This is a genomic window from Actinobacillus succinogenes 130Z (assembly GCF_000017245.1).
GTDB lineage: Bacteria > Pseudomonadota > Gammaproteobacteria > Enterobacterales > Pasteurellaceae > Exercitatus > Exercitatus succinogenes.
Map to the genome: position 1 here is coordinate 1,187,742 of NC_009655.1, position 15,278 is coordinate 1,203,019.

11 protein-coding genes and 5 tRNA genes are annotated in these 15,278 nt (G+C 43.0%); 12 read left to right on the forward strand and 4 right to left on the reverse strand.

The genetic code is table 11. The annotated features are described in order from the left end of the window. Positions 1-28: 28 nt before the first annotated feature. Together ASUC_RS05640 and ASUC_RS05645 are read right to left on the reverse strand one after the other, a co-directional pair. Positions 29-1,291, reverse strand: coding sequence for an inorganic phosphate transporter (locus tag ASUC_RS05640; protein ID WP_041834755.1), 1,263 nt, complete (start codon positions 1,289-1,291; stop codon positions 29-31). Positions 1,292-1,311: 20 nt separating this feature from the next. Next, on the reverse strand, positions 1,312-1,992 hold the full coding sequence (locus tag ASUC_RS05645) for a TIGR00153 family protein (RefSeq protein ID WP_012072821.1): 681 nt from the start codon (positions 1,990-1,992) through the stop codon (positions 1,312-1,314). A 154-nt stretch (positions 1,993-2,146) separates the two neighbouring features. On the opposite strand from ASUC_RS05645, the gene ASUC_RS05650 reads away from it, so the two are divergent. Then, positions 2,147-3,223, forward strand: a complete 1,077-nt coding sequence (locus ASUC_RS05650) for a CYTH domain-containing protein (protein ID WP_012072822.1) — start codon at positions 2,147-2,149, stop codon at positions 3,221-3,223. Further along, positions 3,189-4,568: a DNA repair protein RadA gene (gene radA / locus ASUC_RS05655; protein ID WP_012072823.1), complete on the forward strand. Its 1,380-nt coding sequence runs from the start codon at positions 3,189-3,191 to the stop codon at positions 4,566-4,568. The genes ASUC_RS05650 and radA overlap by 35 nt, the downstream gene beginning before the upstream one ends. A gap of 102 nt (positions 4,569-4,670) precedes the next feature. Here radA and ASUC_RS05660 read toward each other — a convergent pair whose 3' ends face one another. Both ASUC_RS05660 and ASUC_RS05665 read right to left on the reverse strand, forming a co-directional pair. Then, a complete protein-coding gene (locus ASUC_RS05660) occupies positions 4,671-7,325 on the reverse strand; it encodes a PqiB family protein (RefSeq protein ID WP_012072824.1) in 2,655 nt (884 codons plus the stop codon). After that, positions 7,303-8,559 carry a paraquat-inducible protein A gene (locus ASUC_RS05665; protein WP_012072825.1) on the reverse strand — a complete coding sequence of 419 codons (1,257 nt, stop codon included), beginning with the start codon at positions 8,557-8,559 and terminating at the stop codon, positions 7,303-7,305. The genes ASUC_RS05660 and ASUC_RS05665 overlap by 23 nt, the downstream gene beginning before the upstream one ends. Before the next feature lie 184 nt (positions 8,560-8,743). Between ASUC_RS05665 and proQ the strand changes: the two genes are divergently transcribed. The 10 genes from proQ (at position 8,744) to ASUC_RS05715 (ending at position 15,248) form a co-directional block, all read left to right on the forward strand. Then, positions 8,744-9,412 carry an RNA chaperone ProQ gene (gene proQ, locus ASUC_RS05670; RefSeq protein WP_012072826.1) on the forward strand — a complete coding sequence of 223 codons (669 nt, stop codon included), beginning with the start codon at positions 8,744-8,746 and terminating at the stop codon, positions 9,410-9,412. Between the two features lie 101 nt (positions 9,413-9,513). After that, complete coding sequence (gene prc / locus ASUC_RS05675) at positions 9,514-11,589, forward strand: carboxy terminal-processing peptidase (RefSeq protein ID WP_012072827.1); 2,076 nt, start codon at positions 9,514-9,516, stop codon at positions 11,587-11,589. Between the two features lie 64 nt (positions 11,590-11,653). Then, positions 11,654-13,138, forward strand: coding sequence for a L,D-transpeptidase family protein (locus ASUC_RS05680; protein ID WP_012072828.1), 1,485 nt, complete (start codon positions 11,654-11,656; stop codon positions 13,136-13,138). 114 nt (positions 13,139-13,252) lie between these two features. Continuing rightward, the gene (locus tag ASUC_RS05685) at positions 13,253-13,813 is read left to right on the forward strand and encodes a YcbK family protein (RefSeq protein WP_012072829.1); all 561 of its coding nucleotides are present in this window, start codon (positions 13,253-13,255) and stop codon (positions 13,811-13,813) included. Between the two features lie 54 nt (positions 13,814-13,867). Beyond that, on the forward strand, positions 13,868-14,500 hold the full coding sequence (locus ASUC_RS05690; RefSeq protein ID WP_012072830.1) for an MBL fold metallo-hydrolase: 633 nt from the start codon (positions 13,868-13,870) through the stop codon (positions 14,498-14,500). Between the two features lie 232 nt (positions 14,501-14,732). After that, positions 14,733-14,809 (forward strand) — tRNA-Met (locus ASUC_RS05695). 19 nt (positions 14,810-14,828) lie between these two features. After that, positions 14,829-14,911: transfer RNA gene (locus ASUC_RS05700), tRNA-Leu, on the forward strand. 28 nt (positions 14,912-14,939) lie between these two features. After that, positions 14,940-15,014 (forward strand) — tRNA-Gln (locus ASUC_RS05705). Between the two features lie 42 nt (positions 15,015-15,056). Then, a tRNA-Gln gene (locus tag ASUC_RS05710) sits at positions 15,057-15,131 on the forward strand. 42 nt (positions 15,132-15,173) lie between these two features. Continuing rightward, positions 15,174-15,248 (forward strand) — tRNA-Gln (locus tag ASUC_RS05715). The last annotated feature ends 30 nt before the right edge of the window (positions 15,249-15,278 follow it).

A 15,278-nucleotide genomic window follows, 5' to 3' on the forward strand; every position in this document is an offset into this window, starting at 1 on the left:
GCAAATTTTGACCGCACTTTGATAAAAATTAACGAAAAATTACATTAAGGAGACTATAAATAATAATCGCGAAGAATGCGCCTGCCGGCAATGTCACAATCCATGAAGCAATGATATTGCGAATGACATTCATATTTAATGCGGCAATACCGCGCGCCATGCCAATTCCTAATACCGCGCCGACCAAGGTCTGCGTCGTCGAAATAGGTAAACCTGTACCAGAGGCTACCACAACCGTTGCCGCCGTGGCAAATTGAGCGGCAAATCCCCGGCTTGGTGTTAAATCCGTAATTCCCGTACCGATTGTCGCCATAACTTTATAGCCCATAATGATTAACCCGCAAGCAATACCCAGTGCGCCAAGCGGTAGAACCCACCATACCATTGGGGCCGAAGCCGCTATATCTCCGCCGCTTTCTACGATAGTCACTACGGCGGCCAAAGGACCGATTGCATTGGCAACATCGTTTGAACCGTGTGCAAATGCCATTGCGCAGGCTGTCATTAACATTAAGATGCTGAAGACTAATTCTACTCCGCCAAAGACTCCTTTACGTGCTTTTTTTATAAATTTTTTACTACGGAAGTAGAAAAAGCTGACAATAGTAGAAATACCACTTAGTGCCAGCGAAATTAGCACGGTTTCACCGGTGTCGAGGGTTAAGCCGATATGTTTTAACCCTTTGGCAACGGTTACAATAACTAAAATAAATACCGTTAATCCCATGAAATACGGACCAAACTTTTGCGCATTGCGTAAGGGATGCTCCGTATCAAAAATTAATTTTTGAATAACAAAGAAGATACCGTAGGCTAATACACCTGCAATAAACGGTGTAATAAACCAGCTTCCTACAATACCGAAAATTGCTCCCCATTTTACAGCGCCCGCCCCCTCAGTAATACAGGCAAAACCGATAATCGCACCTACAATAGAATGAGTGGTTGAAACCGGCCAACCCCAGCGTGAAGCGATCAAAAGCCAAGAACCGGAAGCGAATAATGCGGACATCATTCCGAGAACTAGCACATCAGGATTGTCTACAAAATCCATCGGGCTGATAATACCGCTTTTAATCGTTTCGGTTACCTCGCCACCCGCTAAATAAGCACCGGCACATTCAAAAATTAATGCGATAATAATCGCTTGTTTGGCTGTGATCGTACCGGAACCTACGGAGGTTCCCATTGCGTTCGATACGTCATTCGCACCTACGCCGAATGCCATAAAAAAAGCAAATAACGCCGTTAGCAGAATGAGTAAGGAACCGTATTCTTGTAATGTTTCCATAATCATGAACTTCCTATAAATTATGAACGTGCCAGCATTAATTCGATGCGAGACCCCACGCGTTGCGCTTGGTCAGCCAGCACACCTATCCATTCAAAAATTTTATATAAAAACATGACGTCGATAGGGTTATAATTCTGCTCAATATCGCGTAACATTTTACGTAGTTTGATTTGCATTTGATCCGTGTCGTCTTCGATGGAATCCAATTCATTGATCATATTATTGACGAAATTTAATTCGCGTCCTCGGAAACCGGTTTCCAGCAGTTCGTCCATTTCATCGATAACCCGGTGAGCCTGTACGGTCGCATCTAATGCGCGACAGATAAATACCATAAAGTCATTTTGCAATAGGGTGGGAATGGGAAATTGACGTCCTACCATCCGTCCGGCAATATCTTTCGCCAAGTTCGCAAGTTTATCTTGTTGTGTGACTAATTCTAGCAAGTCAGTGCGATCAATCGGCAAAAATAAACCGCGAGGCAGTTTTAAACGAATTTCCCGTTTCAGCGTATCTGCTTGGCGTTCCGCCTCCGAAATTTGTACGCGAAGAGCTTCCGCTTTAACCCAATCCCCCTGGAATGTCGCTTCCACAAATTCTACGAGCATACTGCAACACTCAGTCACTTTATCGGAATGGCGTTGTAATGGTTTTAACGGTGAATGGGCAAACAACCCTAAAATGTTGTTCATTGCCATAGAGACTCCTGAATTAAGCCGAGTTAATCAAATTTTGGGTGCATATTACCCGATATGAAGTAAAAATTCACGGTTTAAATGTATAATAGCGAGAAGAATTCGTATAATTTGTCCCAAAGAGCGGTCAAATTTTTTGATGATTAAGGAATTTGTTATGTCAAATGAAGTGGAATTGAAATTAGAGGTCAGCCGGACTTTTGCGGATAGTTTCGCGCAAAACATGACGGATTTTCATATTTTATCGACTCAAACCGTCATACTTGGAAATTGTTATTATGACACGCCGGATCAGTTTTTTGCGCAACGAAAAATGGGACTCAGAGTGCGGTCGGAAAATGAACGGTTTACCATGACGTTAAAAACCGACGGGCAAGTTACCGGTGGATTGCATATTCGTCCCGAATATAATTTTGTGCTGTCTTCCGCCGAGCCCGATTTAACTTTATTAAAAGATCTGTCTTTCGATTTGCCCGGACATTTGCCTTTAGAACCGATTTTTAGCACGGATTTTACCCGTCAATTTTGGTTGATTGAATGCGGGCACGAGACGGAAATTGAAGTAGCATTGGATCGAGGCGAAATCAAAACGACAGAAAAAACGCAACCGATTTGTGAGATTGAATTTGAATTAAAGCAGGGTTCTTTGTCGGATTTACTGACATTTGTGGCGAACTTGCCGGTTATCGACGGCGTACGGTTGAGTTCCGCCAGCAAAGCGAAGCGCGGGTATAGGTTGGCGTTTAATACGTTGTCTGTGCCGATGGATTGTCTGACGAAATGGCGTGAATTTTTACAATTCGAACAAACCGTACAAAATCCGAAGGAAATTTTGACCGCACTTTTGGATTATGAACAGCAATTGGTAGAGGATACCGTGTTTTTCTCGCCGGCTTATTTTGCGCAGGATTTTATGCGTAGTGTCGAACGTATCGGATCTTTTTTTAATTTGTTGAACTATTATACGGAAAATAAAAAATTGCTGAATGCGGTGGCGAAAATGGTGGAGGCGGATGAACAAATTCTAGTGGAGCTGAATGAAAGTAATGAAGCATTGTTTCAAAATATTCACGACATTATCCGGTTGCACAGCGAAACGCGGGATAATGCTTTGGCAATGGGAAAACTGGATGAACTGTTGCATCAAGGGCAAAATGTAAAACGTATGATTAATTTAATTCGACTAACGGTGGATGAATATGGCAAAAGCCCCCAAAACGGCTTACGTATGTAACGATTGCGGAGCGGAATTTTCCCGTTGGCAAGGACAGTGCAGTGCCTGCAAAGCCTGGAATACGATTAGCGAAGTGCGCTTGGTCTCGGCAAAATCTGTGGTAAAAAATGATCGGTTCAGCGGTTATGCAGGTGAAACTCAGGCAAAAATTCAAACTTTAGCGGAAATCAGTCTGCAGGAAACACCACGGTTTACCAGCGGTTTTAAAGAATTGGACCGCGTATTGGGCGGCGGTATTGTGCCGGGATCCGCCATTTTAATCGGTGGACACCCCGGCGCGGGAAAATCCACGCTGTTATTGCAGGTGATGTGCGGATTAGCGGAAAATATGACCGCACTTTATGTTACGGGGGAAGAAAGCCTGCAACAGGTAGCGATGCGAGCCAACCGTTTGGGGTTGCCGACGGATACGCTGCATATGCTTTCCGAAACCAGCGTTGAACAGATTTGCCGGTTGGCGGATCAGCTTAAACCGCAGATTATTGTTATTGATTCTATTCAGGTCATGCATTTGGCGGATATTCAGTCTTCGCCCGGTTCGGTGGCGCAGGTACGCGAATGCGCCTCTTTTTTAACCCGTTATGCTAAAACCCGCCAAGTAGCGATTATTATGGTGGGGCATGTGACAAAAGACGGTACGTTGGCCGGTCCGAAAGTTTTGGAGCATGCCATCGACTGTTCATTATTACTGGAAGGGGAAGCGGACAGCCGGTTTCGTACTTTGCGTAGCCATAAAAACCGTTTTGGTGCGGTGAATGAATTAGGAGTTTTCGCGATGACGGAACAAGGCTTACGCGAAGTGAAAAATCCATCGGCTATTTTTCTCAGTCGAGGGGAAGAACAAACATCGGGCAGTTCCGTTATGGTGTTATGGGAAGGTACCCGCCCGTTATTGGTGGAAATCCAGGCATTGGTGGATCATTCTATGCTGGCGAATCCCCGCCGTGTTGCCGTAGGATTGGAACAAAACCGTCTGGCACTGTTGCTTGCCGTTCTGCACCGTCACGGCGGTTTGCAAATGTCCGATCAGGATGTATTTGTGAATGTGGTGGGCGGGGTAAAAGTCACGGAGACCAGCGCGGATTTGGCATTATTGCTTGCATTGATTTCCAGTTTTCGCAATCGTCCTTTGCCACAGGATTTGGTAGTTTTCGGTGAAGTAGGGTTGGGCGGCGAAATTCGCCCGGTTCCAAGCGGACAGGAACGTATTTCCGAAGCGGCAAAACACGGCTTTAAACGGGCAATCGTACCATTCGGTAACCGCCCGAAAAATAAATTACCGAATATGCAGGTTTTTACAGTGAAGAAGTTATCGGACGCTCTTGCCGTTCTTGACGATTTATAGGTTAAAGCGTTATTTTTTATTAAAAAATGTCAGTTTTTCGACCGCACTTGACTGATCATAGGCTGTAAATCAGAAAAGTGCGGTCAATTTTTTGCTTGTTTTTTACTGGGCAATGACACCTGAATTCCACTGTTTGGATTCATCCGGACGGCGAACCTGCAGCAGAAAACGTTGGTTGGCTTTCGCTTGCGGTTGTACGATGGTACCGGACGGCGTTGAAAATGCAATACCACCTTTTAATAACTGCTGCACAGAACCGGTGTTCACTTCGATTCCATTCCAGCCTAAGCCCGCCGTGTAGCCGGAAGAAATCCAGAATTGCGTGTTTTGGCGAACCAAATGGGCATGCTTGTTTGCGATTAATGCGTGAATTAAAACCCGATCACCGAGACGATTTAATTCCATATCTTTGATTTTACCGACATCCACGCCGCGATACATGAGCGGTGCGCCAATACTGAGATTGGAGGCATCATTGGCTTCCAATATAATTGGAAAACCGGAATTCAGTTTGCTCTTTTGCGGACTGTGTTGATCGATAAGGGTAAATTGTGTCTGATGTTTGCCCGAACCCGCCTCAACATCAATATAGGGTGCCAGAAGCGAGTCTAGATTTTCGATTCCTCCCGCTGAGATTTGCGGTGAAATCACGCGAAAACTTGAACCTGATTTGGCGATGAGCCCCATGTATTGCGGATTCATGAAAGCCTTCGCAATAACTTTCCGTGATTTCGTATCCAAGGACAAACTTTCGATTTCCCCCACGTTTAATCCCATGTAACGTAATGCCATTCCTTTGCTTAAATTCGAAGCGTCATTTGCGGTTAAAGTAATAACCTGTCCGGCAGATTTTGCCCGAAGTTCGTTGGCATAAAGCGTGCGATTTTTACCCGAGCCGGAATTATCGAAGCTGATGGCCCCTTTAAGCGAACGGGCAACAGGCGATGCCTGAATACTGATTCCTTTCGGTGTAATGTCGATTTGTGCGGCACTTTCTACCCAGAACAGACTTTTATCGGTCAGTAAATGTCGGTGTTTCGGGTAGATGTATACATCAACGTCGAAATGGGATTTCGTCGGGCGAACATTAAGAATTTTACCCACTTCATATTGACGATACAGAACCAAGGAACCTTTTCCGATACTTGGCAGGCTGGTAGTAGTCAATGTTAAGGTCTGGGTTAACACATTGCTGGTAATGCCGGCTTCCGCATTACTTTGGTTTTGGTACAGGGGATAACTGGTCAACGGTGCGCCCCGATTATTGTTATTCACCACACGAATACCGCCTTGTAGCCATTTATCGGGCGAGGCGGCTTCGATTTTAACGCCGTCCAGACCAAGGGAGACATCCAAATTGGAAGCGGCAATAAATTGTGTATCGGCATGGATTAAATGACGATATTGTCCGGCGACGGCAACATTGAATTTAACGCCGTCGGTATTGATATTCTGGTCAATGATTTCACCAATATCAATGTTGTTGTAGTAGAGTTTTTGTCCTTCGATAATACCGTAAGTTTCCGGTGCCGTTAAGGTTAACGTCAGCGTATCCGGTTGTTGTAGCAATAGTTCGTTTTCCTTAATAACGTTAAATTGATTTTTCGGTTCGCCGTCGCCGGGGAACATCTCGATATATTCACCACGTAAAGCGGCGGGTAAATCGGATAAGTTGCCTAAATTCACTTTTGCGCGGCGCAGCACAAAAGTGGTATCGGTTTTTAGTAAATCTTCGGTAGAAGGATTGAGTAATAATTTTCCCGAAATATTTTTGTGAGCCACTTCCGTTTGGGTTAACTCCGAGAGAATCCCGATGGGAATTTGCTGATAGAAAACTTCCGTTTGACCCGGTTTTAATCCTGCCAGATTAGGCAGGGTAACATCCACCTCAACGCCCCGTTGCGCAGACTTGATGTTTGCATACAGTGTGTAGTGCTCGTTTTGTTCCGCTTTCGGGCTGTGTTCGGGTGAATCGAATGACATAGCGCCTTGGACTATGGCATTCAGACTATCCATATCCACATGAATGCCGCCCATGCCGATATCGGCTTTAATACCGCTGATATTCCAGAAACGGGAATCTTTTTTTACTAAATCGGCATAGTTCTTTTCAATGACGACGTCGATTTGTACTTTTTTCTGATCTTTAATGAAGCGGTAATTCATTATTTTCCCTACCGGCATTTTTTTGTAATATACGGAAGCGCCGACGGAAATCGCTCCTAAATCTTCACTAATAAGATGAATCAGCAAATCGCCGTCTTTGATTTGCGCCACCGGACCTTCGCTTTCGGCGATAAAGTCGTCTTCATAATCGCCTTCGCCGGGGTGCAGAGTAATGTAGTTACCGGAAATTAAGGTATCTAAACCGGAGATTCCGGCCAATGACGCATTAGGTTGAACCAGCCAGAAACGGGTGGTTTTACGCAAGACGGTTTTTGCTTCGGGATAAATATTGGCTTCCACCTCAACTTTTTTCAGATCATCGGTAAAGCTGACTTTTTTGACGATACCGATTTGTAAGCCCTGATAACGGACTTGGGTTTTATCGGCTACCAAACCGTCACCCGTTGCAAAAGTAATACGAATAGTATGCCCCTGTTCTCTGATAATTTGGAAGAATAGGGTAGCGCCAATCAATAGTGCGATAACCGGCAACAACCAAAACGGTGAAATTCGACGGGATTGCCGAATATTGGCGGTTTCGACCGATTCGACGGATTTTTGCGGGGGATTAATGGAATTCTTGTTTTTCATAAATTTTCCAAAGTAGACGACTATCGAAATTAGTGGTGGCGATCATGGTCAAAAAAACTGAAGCGCCGAAGTAGAATGCGGCGGGACCAACCGAGAAGCTAATGATTTGCCCGCGTGTCACTAATGACATCATTAACGCCAGTACGAATAAATCCAGCATAGACCAACGCCCCACAAAGTGGATGATATGAAATAAGCGCATTTGCCATTTTATAGAATGACGCCAGTTAAAGTGAATGCTGGCAAGCAGGTAAAGCATAATCAATACTTTGCCGATAGGCACGAATATACTGGCGGTAAACACAACAAATGCGACAAAATAACTTCCCATTTTCATAAAGGCGATAACGCCGGAAATTAAGGTATCACCCGTTGGAATGTTATTCATAAAAGTATAGGAAATCGGATAAAAATTCGCGGGAAACAACATGATGATTCCGGCAAGCAGCGGCGCCCAAGTTTGTTGTAACATTATTGCTGCCGATTTATTCAGTTCCGTGCGACAACGAGGACAAATCGGCCGCTGTTTTTCGTTTAGTAGCGGATGTTCAAAAGTATAGTCGCAACTGGAACAAAAGTGCGGTCGTTTTTCTTCCGAAATTTGTGATAACTGCATATGTTGAGGGTAAAAATCCGTCCATAATTCACGTGGGTTAATTTTGGTGAACAACAACGTGATGAGGATCGCAACGGTGATAAAAGCGATGAGATAAATATCAAAGTTAAGCGAAGCGTAATCCCGTACTTTAAATGCACTGACGCCGAGGGCGACGAGGTAGACATCAAACATCACCCAAGGTTTGATATAATCAATAGCGATTAATAGATTACGAGGCGTACGTTTCATAATTTGTACGATACGCAATAAAATGACTAGCAATGCAAAAGAAATCGGTGCGAATACCGCAGTCAGAAACACCATGAATGCCGTATAGGGATAACCTTCTGTTGCCATTTTCCATATACCGCCCCAGATAGAGGCATCCACTTTTAATCCGATTAAATCTACGCTGAGCAAAGGATAGGTTAATGCGAAAGGCATTAAAATTAAAATGGAAATGGCGATAAGTCCGCAACGCTGTAATGACCAGCGATCTTTTGATTGTAAGGTATGATGGCAGCGAGGACATTCCGCATGCTGACCTTTTTTCAAATCCGAGACGGCAACCACCGCATCGCATTCGCCACAGCGAGCGATAGAAGTAGATGAAGAGTAAGCGATTGGTTTCGTCATAAGTTATCACGTCATAAAATAATGGGCGTATTTTAGATATTTTTAAAATAAAAGGCAAAAGTGCGACTAAAAAAATAAATAAAACTGATATTTTATCCATCCATTGATTAATTCATTGCCATTTTTAAAAAAAATACGATAAAATACGCACAATTTTCTATATTTTTATCAGACGGGAATTAACATGACTGACGTTCTATTAAACGAACAAGCCACTGAAGCACAAAATCAGCCAGAAGTGCAGAAATTATCAAGCAATAAAGAAATCATTGCCTATTTAGCGGAGAAATTTCCGCTTTGTTTTTCGGTGGAAGGTGAAGCTAAACCGCTAAAAATCGGATTGTTCCAGGATTTAGCGGAAGCATTACAAGATGATGAACGTGTCAGTAAAACGCAATTACGTCATGCATTGCGTCAATATACGTCGAATTGGCGTTATTTGCACGGTTGCCGTTTAGGGGCTGAGCGAGTGGATTTACAGGGTAATCCGAGCGGTGTTTTAGAACAGGAACATGTAGAACATGCCGCACGGCAACTGACCGAAGCAAAAGCTAAATTTGCTGAAAAACGTGCAGCGGAAAGGGCGGCTGGGAAAGCCAACCGGAAAAAACGTCAACCGCGTAAGTCTCAAACACTCGGTAATAAAACAATCAAGCCCAACGTACCACGGAAATCGAAAATCGCTTTAACGGCGATTGAGCTTGCTACGTTGCAAGCCGGTCAACAAGTAAAAATTAAAGCGGGAAATGCGGTGCAAAGCGCAACTGTGTTGGAAGTTGCGAAAGATTCTGCCCGTGTACAGCTTGAAAACGGATTAACCATTAATGTATCGCCAGATCGCTTATTTGCCTAGTGTTTTGGTATGTCGTTTACAAATATAACGGCATGTATGCATCGGTAGGAATTTCCTAACGATGTTTTTCTTTATTTAGGGATATCCTTTAGGAATACTCAATGAAATTGAATAAATCGAAAAGCTTTCTTGCTGTTTTTGTAGTAAGTGCATTGTTTAGTGGACAGGTATCTGCGGTTCAACCAAGTATTAAAGCGAACGAAATTACCGTTCCGCAGGTTACGGAAGAGAATTCATTAGCGACAAAACGTGTAGCGACTCGTTTAACTCAGTCACATTATCGTAAGTTCCAATTGGATGATGCTTTTTCACAAAAGATTTTTGATCGTTATTTGGACGGATTGGATTATAACCATAATACGTTTCTGCAATCGGATATTGACAATTTACGCGCTCAATATGCCAACAAGCTTGATGACGAGTTAAACGAAGGTAAATTGGATATCGCCTTTGCTATGTACGATTTAATGAGTAAACGCCGTTACGAACGTTATGAATACGCTCTGTCAGTGCTGAATAAAGAGCCTAATCTGACCGCGGATGATCAAATTGAGATTGATCGCCGCAAAGCGGTTTGGCCGAAAAATACCGAAGAGGCGAATAAACTTTGGGAAGAACGCGTTAAAAATGATGTGATTGATCTCAAACTGAAAGAAAAAAAATGGCCGGAAATCAAGAAAACCTTAACGAAACGTTATAATCTGGCAATTCGCCGTTTAACTCAAACTAAAGCGGACGATATTACGCAGTTATTTTTAAACGCTTTTTCCCGCGAAATTGATCCGCATACCAGTTATCTAGCACCGCGTACCGCTAAGAGTTTTAATGAAAGTATGAATCTTTCGCTGGAAGGAATCGGTGCGACATTGCGTCAGGAAGATGACATGACCATTATCCAATCACTGGTTCCCGGCGCACCGGCGGCTCGCAGTAAAAAAATTAAAGCGGGCGATAAAATTATCGGTGTCGGTCAGGCGAAAGGAGAAATTGAAGATGTTGTGGGCTGGCGTTTAGAAGACGTGGTTGACAAAATCAAAGGAAAAAAGGGGTCGAAAGTCCGCTTGGAGCTTGAATCTGAAAAAAGCGGCAAAACACGTATTGTGACCGTAGTTCGAGACAAAGTGCGTATTGAAGACAGTGCGGCAAAACTGACAGTGGAAAAAGTTGACGGCGAAATGGTTGCCGTCATTAAAATTCCGACTTTTTATATAGGATTAACTGCGGATGTACGCAAATTACTCAAACAAATGGAAGAGAAAAAAGCGACATCATTGATTGTTGATTTGCGAGAAAACGGTGGCGGTGCTTTAACGGAAGCGGTCGAACTGAGCGGATTATTTATTTCCGACGGTCCGGTCGTGCAGGTTCGCGATGCTTATAACCGAATTAAAGTCCATGAAGATCCGGATAGCGCACAAGTATATTCCGGGCCGTTATTGGTGATGATTAACCGGCACAGTGCTTCCGCTTCGGAAATCTTCTCGGCCGCTATTCAGGATTATAATCGCGGCGTTATTATAGGACAAAATACTTTCGGAAAAGGTACGGTACAACAAAGTCGTTCATTAAATTTCGTATATGATTTGGATCAGGATCCGTTAGGTTTCATTCAATATACCATCCAAAAATTCTATCGAATCAATGGCGGCAGTACACAAATGAAAGGGGTCGCGGCTGATATCCAATTTCCTGAAATTATCGATGCAAAAGAAATCGGTGAAGAAAAAGAAGACAATGCGCTGCCTTGGGATAAAATTCCGGCGGCAACCTATTCTCTTGCCGGCGAAGCAAGTCAGGCTGTGAATGAATTAACTCGGAAACACAAAGCCCGTATCGAAAAAGATCCGGAATTTGTGGCATTAAATGAAGAGTTGAAAATTAGAGACGAGCGTCGTGAACGTAAATTTGAATCATTAAATTTTGAAAAACGTAAAACGGAAAATGATAAAGATGACGTTCGCCGTCTTAAAGCGTTAAATGATCGCTTTAAACGCGAAGGTAAAGCATTGTTAAAAGATATCAATGATTTGCCGAAAGATTATGAAGCGCCGGATTTCTTCTTGAAGGAAGCGGAACATATGGCTGCGGATTATGCTAAATACCAGCTTGCGCATATGAATAATTCGGTGCATTCGGAAGCGGCAAAACCGGCTGAAACAACATCGACACAAAAATAATTTTTGATCGATCGCATAAGGGGTAAAAGTGCGGTCAATTTTATCGCTATTTTAAGGAATAGGTATGTCACAATCTAAACGCTCATTTAAATTTGCTCCGTTCGTCGTTTTTATCTCGGGGTTATGCACGAGTTGTGTCTTATCCGATTATTTTCCGAATACCTCTAATCGTGAAAATATTGATGTGGATTTGGCAACTCAGCAGGTTGAGCAGCAAAAACGCGAAGAGGCGGAACGTTTAGAGGCTGTGCGTAAGGCGGAAGAAGAGCGGCTGGCGCAGGAAAAACAACGCCAGGCGGAAGAAAAGCTAAGCAGCATTATCGGTGTTCGTCCACTGCAATTTAAATCGACTGTCGCTAAAATTTATGCGGATCGTGAATATGAACTATTGTGGACGGATTCTGCGGCGGAAAAACAGTTTTTACATGAATATGCCGCTATGGTTGCCAGTGGAATTTCTGTCCGTTCCGCCCGTTCTCTGGATTTAATCGCCGTCGAAACGGATAAACAAATTTACGATATATTGTTGACCGATGCATTTTTGGATTATCTTTATTACTCCAAAAATGTTACACAGTCAGCGCAAAACTGGCTGTATTCGGTGAATGGCTATCAGGCGGGAACGCCGGCGGATGAGGATATCGCATTATGGCTTGAAGCGGTAAAAAATAATGAAAATCTTAATTATATCAATGGATTGCATGCAAATAACAGCTTGTATCAGCAAACTGTTAATCTTATCGCCGGTAATTTAAATTCCGTTAATAAAGTACCCGTCAACGATAATTATAAATTAGCTATTAATGCCCAGCGTTTGCGTATTATTCCGGATTTTTATAATGGGATATTTGTTAATATTCCAAGCTATCAGTTAAATTATTATCGTAACGGTCGGTTAACGTTAAATTCCCGTGTAATTGTAGGTAAAAATAATCGTCGTACACCGGTTATGTACAGCAAATTAAGTAATGTGGTAGTCAATCCTCCTTGGAATGCGCCCACTCGTTTAATTAACGAAGATATTATTCCGAAAGTAAAGCGTGATCCAAATTATTTGGTACGCCATGGCTATAGTATTATTGACGGGAAAGGGAATACGGTGAATCCTTATAACATCAATTGGGGCAGTATCGGTAATAAATTTCCGTATCGCCTGCGCCAGGCGGCAGGCGATAACAGCGCTCTCGGTCGTTATAAATTCAATATGCCGAGTTCCGATGCTATTTATTTGCACGATACGCCGAATCATGCCTTATTTAACAATAAAAACAGAGCGTTAAGTTCCGGTTGTGTTCGGGTGGATAAATCGGATCAGTTGGCTTCTATTTTGTTAAGCGAAGCCGGTTGGTCATCGGATAAAAAACAACGGGTGTTAAACAGTAAAAAAACCACATCAGCCCCGATTCTGTCCGATAATCCGGTCTATCTTTACTATGTCACCACCTGGGTAGAAAACGGTAAAGTCCAGTCTGTACCGGATATTTACGGTTATGATCGGGTCGGACATCCGGATTATGTAAATTGGAATACGATTCAAAAATACTTATAATTTTGACCGCACTTTCACGCTGTGTTGAAAAGTGCGATTAAATTTTCCTAACGATGAACTTCAAATATTTCATTCTGTCATAGTTCAGTATGACTTTTCATTGAGAGATATAGTATGGCCGACATAAATTTAAGCAGACGTAAATGGTTGTCCCTCGGAGGAATTGCATTAGGTGCGGTAGTTTTGCCTAATTCCTTGTTGGCGGCGGTATCTACGCCTAAACCAAGAATCATGCGTTTGCACAACATTAATACGGGAGAATTTTTTAATACGGAATTTTCGGAAGGCTCATTTATTTCGGCAAGCGTACAAAAGAAATTTGATTGGTTCATGCGTGACAGACGAAATAATTTGGTACACCGTATGGATCCGAATTTGTTCGCCAAGCTATATCGTATTCAAAGTAATTTGGGGTTGCGAAATACGGAAATTCAGATCATTTGCGGTTATCGCTCACCGGCAAGTAATGCGGCAATGCGCCGTCGAAGCCGAGGGGTAGCCAGTAACAGTTACCATATTCGCGGAAAGGCGATTGATTTTCGCATTGACGGGATTGCGTTGAATCGGGTACATCATGCGGCAAAAAGAATGCAATCCGGCGGTGTAGGATTTTATCCGTCTAGTAATTTTGTACATGTAGATACGGGGCCTGTCAGAACCTGGCGCGGTAGTTAAAAAATCTGTTTTTTGACCGCACTTTGTGCGGTTTTTCCTTTTTTGAGAGAGCTAATGAAATTAGATATTATTCCTGTAACCTCTTTTCAGCAAAATTGCAGTATTATCTGGGATGAAAAAGACATGAGCGCCGCCATTATTGATCCGGGCGGAGATGCGTCGAAATTGATTAAACGCATTGAAGAATTGAGACTTAACCCGAAAATGATTTTGTTGACTCACGGACACTTGGATCATGTTGGAGCGGCAATTAAGTTAAAGGCGAGTTTTGATTGTGAAATTTTAGGTCCGAATCAATTGGATGAATATTGGTTTCAAATGTTACCTCAGCAATCCCGTCAGTTCGGTTTGTTTGAGGTTGAAGCATTCTTGCCCGATCGCTGGTTAAATCGGGAAGGTGAAGTGATTAGATTAGGCGAATTGAGCTTTGAAGTGTTACATTTGCCGGGACATACGCCGGGACATATCGGTTTTATCGATCATGCTCATCATATAGCTTTTACCGGTGATGTGTTGTTTAATCAAAGTATCGGACGAACGGATTTTCCCGGCGGGGATCATACGGATTTAATGCGATCGATTAAAGAAAAATTATTTGCTTTGCCCGATGATACGGTTGTGATTGCGGGGCATGGTCCTTACACGACAATAGGGCGGGAAAAAATACATAATCCTTATGTACGTTGATAGTTGAATCCGTGATGAAAATCATGTGGAAAAATGACCGCACTTTGATGTTTATGACCGTTTACTATAAATTGAGCAAATTACGGTCGGTTTTGCAGCGAATTGCTTAATCTCTAGGCGATTGGTATAATAATCCGGATTTTTTACAAAAAAGAGTTGACGGCATAGGCTGAAATCAGCATAATACGCTCCGCAAAGCCGATGACGGTAACGCAATAAAATCTAAAAATATGGCTACGTAGCTCAGTTGGTTAGAGCACAACACTCATAATGTTGGGGTCACAGGTTCGAATCCCGTCGTAGCCACCATATTTTTAATTTTTATTGTGCGGAAGTGGCGAAATTGGTAGACGCACCGGATTTAGGTTCCGGCGCTTGTGCGTGTGGGTTCAAGTCCCTCCTTCCGCACCATTTCATTAGCTTGCATTCTTTTAGTAAATGGGGTATCGCCAAGCGGTAAGGCACTGGGTTTTGATCTCAGCATTCCTAGGTTCGAATCCTAGTACCCCAGCCATACTGTCATATAATTTCTTGTGTATCTTAAGATAATGTCTATTGGGGTATCGCCAAGCGGTAAGGCACTGGGTTTTGATCTCAGCATTCCTAGGTTCGAATCCTAGTACCCCAGCCATACTGTCATATAATTTCTTGTGTATCTTAAGATAACGTCCATTGGGGTATCGCCAAGCGGTAAGGCACTGGATTCTGATTCCAGCATTCCTAGGTTCGAATCCTAGTACCCCAGCCATTTCTTTCATTTTACTTTTCTGTTTATCTT